We start from the raw sequence: 6,827 nt of genomic DNA, 5'->3' as shown, positions 1-6,827 counted from the left end.
GCCCCCGGCCCCCGGCCCCCGGCCGCCGGGCGGGGTCGATCATGCAGTTGTGGTGCCTCACGAAAGCCGCCGATCGCCATCAGTCGCCCACCAGAACCCCATGATCGCCGGGGTGGGGTGGGGTGGGGTGGGTGGGTCAGAGGCGTTCGAAGCCACGGAAGAGTTCCCAGTCCGTGACGGCGGCGTCGTAGGCCGTCAGCTCGATCCGTGCCTGGTTGGCGTAGTGGGCCGCCACCTCGTCGCCGAACGCCTCGGCGGCCACCGTCGAGCCCTCCCAGAGGGCCAGGGCGTCGCGGAGCGTGCCGGGGACCCGCTCGGCGGCCGGGTCGTCGTACGCGTTGCCGGTGCACTCCTCGCCCAGTTCCAGCTCCCGCTCGATGCCGTGCACCGCGCCGGCGACGAGGGCGGCGATCGCCAGGTACGGGTTCACGTCCGCCCCCGGCACCCGGTTCTCCACCCGCATGCCCTGCCCGTGCCCGACCAGGCGCAGCGCGCAGGTGCGGTTGTCCGTGCCCCAGCGCAGCGCGGTGGGCGCGAACGACCCGGGCTGGTAGCGCTTGTACGAGTTGATGTTCGGCGCGAACAGGAGGCTGAACTCGCGCATGGTGGCCAGCAGCCCGGCCAGCACCCGCTGCCCGGTCACCGACAGGTGCGCCGGCCCGTCGCCGAGCATCGCCGACCGGCCGTCGGCGTCGCGCAGCGAGAAGTGGATGTGGCAGGAGTTGCCCTCCCGCGCGTTCGGCTTGGCCATGAAGGTGATCGACATGCCCTCCTGCGCGGCGATCTCCTTCGCCCCGTTCTTGTAGATGACGTGGTGGTCGGCGCAGGCCACGGCCTCGTCGTAGCGGAAGGCGATCTCGTGCTGGCCGAGGTTGCACTCCCCCTTCGCGCTCTCCGGCGTCAGCCCCGCCCCGGCCATCTCCCGCCGGATGCGGCGCAGCAGCGGCTCCACCCGGGCGGTGCCGAGCAGCGAGTAGTCCACGTTGTACTGGTTGGCCGGGGTCAGGTCCCGGTAGCCGCGCTGCCAGGCGTCCTCGTACGAGTCGCGGAACAGCACGAACTCCAACTCGGTGCCGGCGTACGCGGTCAGCCCGTGCGCGGCCAGCCGGTCGAGCTGCCGGCGCAGGATCTGCCGGGGCGAGGCGACCACCGGGGACCCGTCCAGCCAGGCCAGGTCGGCCAGGAGCAGCGCGCTGCCCGGCTGCCAGGGCACCCGGCGCAGCGTGTCGAGGTCCGGCACCATGGCGAAGTCGCCGTAGCCGCGTTCCCAGCTGGACATCGCGTAGCCGTCGACCGTGTTCATGTCGACGTCGACGGCCAGCAGGTAGTTGCAGCCCTCGCTGCCGTGCGCGACCACCTCGTCGAGGAAGTAGGGCGCGTGGAACCGCTTGCCCTGCAACCGGCCCTGCATGTCGACCAGGGCCAGCACCACGGTGTCGATCTCGCCCTCGGCGACGGCGACCCGCAGCTGTTCCAACGTGAGCGGAGCTTTCCTCATCGGCGGGCCTCCATCACCAAGGTCTACTGGCTAACCGGTTGACCGTCAATGCCCTGCCCGGCACTCCGGCAACCGCCCCGGGCGCCGGGGGTTGCCGGCAGCGCCCTGTCGAGCTGCCCCGTCCACGAGACCGCCACGCACCGTGCCCGACGAGCCGAGCTGGGCTGGGCGGCCGGCAAATTGCGTTGCCGTTTCGGCTGGTCCGACGCATGCTTGAGCCCGTGACCAGGCCCGATCGCGACGGGCCACCGCCGGGCGCTCGGACCGCCCGGCACGCGGCGGCGCGGGGCACGTCACCTCTCTCTCACCGTACGGCGCTGCGCCGTACCCGACGCCAGTCCCGCGCCGCCGCCCACACCGCATCGCCACGCCCCACAGCGCAACGCCCCACAGCCCTGCACCGCACCGCACCGCACCGCCTCAGGCGAGCAGCAGGCCGGCGACCCAGAGCGCCGTGACGAGCAGGCCGGCGAGGAACTCGACCAGCATGGAGAGGCCGGCCGCCGCCACTGCCTGCTTCGTCGCCGGCCACGCCAGCCGGGAGTCGCCCAGCCGGAGCCGCTCTGCCGCCCACACGCCGCCGACGAAGCCCAGCACCAGCCCGATCACCGGGATCACGAAGAAGCCGACCAGCCCCAGCAGGCCGCCGGCGAGCAGCGACGAGGTGGGCACCCCGGTGCGTTTCAGGTTCCGCCCCGGCCAGGCGTACTTGACGACGGTCCCGCCGGCGACGACCACGGTCGCGGCGGCGAGCACCGCCCAGCGGCCGGGACCGGCGCCGCCGAAGATCGCCCAGACCAGCACCCCGCCCCAGCACAGCGGCAGCGCCGGCAGGCCGGGCACCACCACCCCGGCGAGCCCGGCGAGGATCGCCAACCCGGCGAGTACGGCGACCGCCGCCTCGCTGTCCGTCAGGCTCATGCCGTCGCTCCCTGGTCGTCGCCGCGCAGCCGGGCGGTGATCTCCGCCGCCGGGGCGGGCGGGCCGAAGAAGCGTCCCTGCCCGGTGTCGCAGCGCAGCGCGCGCAGCCGCTCGGCCTGCACCCCGGTCTCCACCGCCTCGGCGGTGACCCACAGCTCCAGCGCGTGCGCCAGCCGGACCAGCGCGTCCACGATCCGCTCGTCCCGGTGGTCGGCCACCGCCTCGGCGTCCTCGCCCCGGATGCCCTCGACGAACGGCCCCGCCAGCTTCAGGCAGTGGATCGGCAGCCGGCGCAGGTACGCCAGGTTCGAGTAGCCGGTGCCGAAGTCGTCGATCGCCAGCCGTACGCCGAGGGCGGCCAGCCGGTGCAGCGACCGCAGCGGCTCCCCGGCGGTGCCCATCACCGCGCTCTCGGTCAGCTCCAGTTGCAGCAGGTCCGCCGGCAGCCCGGTGGAAGCGAGCACGTCGGCGACGGTGTCCACGATCCCCGGGTCCTCGGCCTGCCGCGCGGCCAGGTTGACGCTGACCACCAGCTGGGCCCGGGGGAACTCCCGCCGCCACGCCTCCGCGTCCCGGCAGGCCTGCCGCAGCACCCACTCGCCGAGCCGGACGATCAGGCCGGTCTCCTCGGCCAGCCCGATGAACCGGTCCGGCCCGATCAGCCCCAGCTCCGGGTGCTGCCACCGGACCAGCGCCTCCACGGCCAGCATCGAGCCCTCCAGCAGGGACACGATCGGCTGGTAGTGCACCACGAACTCGCCCCGGTCCAGCGCCGCCGGCAGCCCGGCGGCCAGGGCGGAGCGGGCGATGTCCCGGGCGCCGCGCTCCGGGTCGTAGACCGCCCACCGGCCCCGCCCCTCCGCCTTGGCCCAGTAGAGCGTGGTGTCGGCGGCCTTCATCAGCTCCGAGGCGCTCGTCCCGCCGACCGGGCACTCGACGATGCCGACGCTCGCCGAGACCGCGAGCTGGTGCTCGCCGATGCGCACCGGGGCGGAGACCGCGGCCAGGGCCACCTCGGCGACCCGTACCGCGTCGTCGAGGCCGGCGCCGTCGTCGACCAGGATGACGAACTCGTCCCCACCCATCCGGGCGACGAGGTGACCGCGGCCGGCGACGCACTCGGCCAGCCGCCGGGCGATCACCACGAGCAGCCGGTCGCCGAGGTCGTGGCCGAGGCTGTCGTTGACCGCCTTGAAGCCGTCCAGGTCGAGGAAGCAGACGCCGACCCGGTGGGCCGCGTCGGCGCCGTCGAAGACCCGGCCCAGCGTCTCGAAGAACAGGGTCCGGTTGGGCAGGCCGGTGAGCGGGTCGTGCAGCGCCTGGAAGCGCAGCCGCTGCTGGAGTTCGTACCGCGCGGTGATGTCCTCGATCATCGCGACGGTGAACCGCGGCCGGCCGTCGTCGTGGCGGATCAGCGAGACGGACAGGTCCGTCCAGACCACGCTGCCGTCCTTGCGGTAGTAGCGCTTCTCCACCCGGGCCCGGTCCTGCTTGCCCTCGATCAGCTCCTGGTAGAGCTCCCACATCCCGGCCGCGTCGTCGTGGTGGAACAGCGAGGCCACGTTGGTGTGCCGCAGCTCCTCGATGGAGTAGCCGAGCATGTCCGCGAACGCCTGGTTGACGTCGATGATCTGACCGTCGACGCCGGCGATGCCGATCCCCGTGGCCGCCCCCACGAAGACCGCCCGGAACCGGGCCTCGCTGTCCCGCAGGGCCTGCTCCACCTCGTCGCGGGCCTGCCAGGCAGAGCGGGCGATCCGCTCCTGCTGGGCGAAGGTGCGGTCCCGCAGGGCCCGGGCGAAGCCGGCGGCGAGCCCGCCCTGCAACGCCGCGACCCGTTGCGCCGTCCCCTCCCGGTGGGCCCGGCCCGGCAGCACCCGGGCGGGGAACCGGTCGCCGAGGGCCCGCACCGACCAGTCGAGCATCCGGGGCTCGGTCAGGTGCGCCGCCACCAGCGCGCGCCCCACCTCCTCGGCCGGCCGGGGCGAGAACGGCTCGGCGAGCAGGGCCCGGGCCAGCCGCACGGTGTGCAGGTGCAGCAGGCGCTCGGTCTCGGCGGCGCTGAGCGGCACGAAACCGAGCCGGCGCACCGCCCGGGCCCACTCGGCCGCGTACCGCTGGGCGCCCGACCGGCTGAGGTCGTCGCCGCCGGGATCCGGGACGGCGGCCATCGGATCAGGCGGTGGGTTGGTCGTACCGGGCGACGCCGCCGAAGGCGCCGAACCGCTCCGGGTGGTCGTCCACGTCGGACGGCGAGTCGGGGCGCCACAGCGGCATGTGCACCACGCCCGGCTCCAGCAGCGTCCAGTCGCCGAAGAAGCTCGTCACCTCGGCCCGGGAGCGCAGCGTGATCTCGGTGTCGGTGCGCGCCGAGAGGCGCTGCGCGTCGAGCATCTCCTGCGGCTGGTCCTCGAACGTGGAGTGCGAGATGACCAGGTGGCTGCCCGGGGCCGCGGCGGCCCGGAGGGTGGCCAGGACGTCGCCGGGGCGGTCGGCGTCGGGAACGAAGTGCACCACCCCGGCGAGCAGGATGCCCAGCGGCCGGCCGAAGTCGAGCAGCCCGAGGTCACGGGCCCCGGCCAGGATCCGCTCCGGCTCGCGCAGGTCGCCGTGGATCACCCCGGTCAGTTCGTCGCCGGCGAGCAGCTCCCGGCTGTGCGCCACCGCGACCGGGTCGATGTCGACGTAGACCACCCGGGCCTTCGGGTTGGCCGCCTGGGCGACCTCGTGCACGTTGCCGACGGTGGGGATGCCGGAGCCGATGTCGAGGAACTGGTCGATGCCGGCGTCGAGCAGCGTGCGTACGGCGCGGCGCAGGAACTCCCGACCGGCGCGCATGGTCGCCGCCAGGTTCGGGGTCATGGCGGCGATCTGCTCGGCGAGCTGCCGGTCGATCTCGAAGTTGTGCGCCCCGCCGAGGAAGTAGTCGTACACCCGGGCCGCGCTCGGCCGGGAGAGGTCGATCTCGGCGGGAAGTCCGTCCGGCATCTGCACTGCTGCACCTCATGGTCGTCGCGCGGTGCGGGAGACAACCGGCGTCGGGTGCGTGGGGCACGCGCGGCACCGGCCGACCCGCGGGTCGTGTGGTGCCCACCACTCTAGGCCGGGAACTCCCGGCTCCGGGAGGTCCCATGACCCACTTCGTCGGCGGGGTGCGGGGGCCCGGCCGCGGGTCAGGCGGCTTCGAGCAGCAGCGAGATGCCCTGACCGACGCCGACGCACATGGTGGCCAACGCCCGCCGGCCGCCCCGGCGGCGCAGCTCCAGCGCGGCCGTCAACGCCAGCCGGGCGCCGCTGGCGCCGAGGGGGTGCCCGAGCGCGATCGCCCCGCCGTTCGGGTTGACGTGCTCGGCGTCGACCGGCAGGCCCAGCTCGCGCAGCACCGCGACGGACTGCGCGGCGAACGCCTCGTTCAGCTCGATCACGTCGACCGCGTCGAGGCCGAGGCCCAGGCGGTCGAGCAGCTTCCGGGTGGCCGGCACCGGCCCGACGCCCATCACCCGCGGCGGTACGCCGGCCGCGGCGGCGCCGGTGACCCGGGCCAGCGGGGTGAGGCCGTAGCGGGCCACGGCCGCCTCCGAGGCGACCAGCAGCGCCACCGCGCCGTCGTTGACGCCGGAGGAGTTGCCGGCGGTCACGGTGCCGCCCTCGCGGAACGGGGTGGGCAGCGCGGCGAGCTTCTCCAGCGAGGTCTCGCGGGGGTGCTCGTCGACCTCGACGAGCTTCGTCTCGCGCCGTCCCGCCGGCACGGTCACCGGCACGATCTCCTCGGCGAACCGGCCGTCGGCCTGCGCCTTGGCCGCCCGCTGCTGCGACCGGTACGCGAACTCGTCCTGCTCGGCGCGGCCGACGCCGTACTCGGCGGCGACGTTCTCCGCCGTCTCCGGCATGGAGTCGATGCCCCACTGCTTCTTCATCAGCGGGTTGACCAGCCGCCAGCCGATGGTGGTGTCATGGACCTCGGCGGTGCGGGAGAACGGGGTGGTCGCCTTCGGCATCACGAACGGGGCGCGGCTCATGCTCTCCACCCCGCCGGCCACCACGAGGTCGGCCTCGCCGGCGACGACGGAGCGGGCCGCGGTGGCGAGGGCGTCCAGGCCGGAGCCGCAGAGCCGGTTGACCGTGCTGCCGGGCACCTCCTCGGGCAGCCCGCCGAGCAGCGCCGCCATCCGGGCCACGTTGCGGTTGTCCTCGCCGGCCTGGTTGGCGCAGCCCAGGATCACGTCGTCCACCCGCGCCCAGTCCACCGACGGGTGTCGGGCGACCAGTTCGCGGATCACGTGTGCGGCCAGGTCGTCGGGGCGGACGCCGGCGAGGGCGCCGGCGTACCGGCCGATCGGGGTGCGGACACCGGCCACCAGGTATGCCACGGTCATCAGCGCGATCCTTCGGGGGGTGGGAAGGGGCG

At 74.4% G+C, this 6,827-nt stretch carries 5 protein-coding genes; all 5 read right to left on the bottom strand.

What is annotated here, in order from left to right:
- Positions 1-136: 136 nt before the first annotated feature.
- Positions 137-1,498, bottom strand: a complete 1,362-nt coding sequence (locus ACSNN9_RS27140; protein ID WP_357872316.1) for a glutamine synthetase family protein — start codon at positions 1,496-1,498, stop codon at positions 137-139.
- Between the two features lie 420 nt (positions 1,499-1,918).
- Positions 1,919-2,419: a DUF456 domain-containing protein gene (locus ACSNN9_RS27135; RefSeq protein ID WP_358084347.1), complete on the bottom strand. Its 501-nt coding sequence runs from the start codon at positions 2,417-2,419 to the stop codon at positions 1,919-1,921.
- Positions 2,416-4,590, bottom strand: a complete 2,175-nt coding sequence (locus ACSNN9_RS27130) for a putative bifunctional diguanylate cyclase/phosphodiesterase (RefSeq protein WP_436676112.1) — start codon at positions 4,588-4,590, stop codon at positions 2,416-2,418. The genes ACSNN9_RS27135 and ACSNN9_RS27130 overlap by 4 nt, the downstream gene beginning before the upstream one ends.
- A gap of 4 nt (positions 4,591-4,594) precedes the next feature.
- Positions 4,595-5,413: an SAM-dependent methyltransferase gene (locus tag ACSNN9_RS27125; RefSeq protein ID WP_436676111.1), complete on the bottom strand. Its 819-nt coding sequence runs from the start codon at positions 5,411-5,413 to the stop codon at positions 4,595-4,597.
- Between the two features lie 179 nt (positions 5,414-5,592).
- Positions 5,593-6,795 (bottom strand): 3-oxoadipyl-CoA thiolase, encoded by a 1,203-nt coding sequence (gene pcaF, locus ACSNN9_RS27120; RefSeq protein ID WP_436676110.1) that lies wholly within the window; start codon positions 6,793-6,795, stop codon positions 5,593-5,595.
- Positions 6,796-6,827 lie beyond the last annotated feature (32 nt).

Source organism: Micromonospora sp. URMC 107, assembly GCF_051386315.1.
Lineage (GTDB): Bacteria > Actinomycetota > Actinomycetes > Mycobacteriales > Micromonosporaceae > Micromonospora.
The sequence above is the reverse complement of the archived record's forward strand: the minus strand, read 5'-3'. Positions and strand labels throughout refer to the sequence as shown.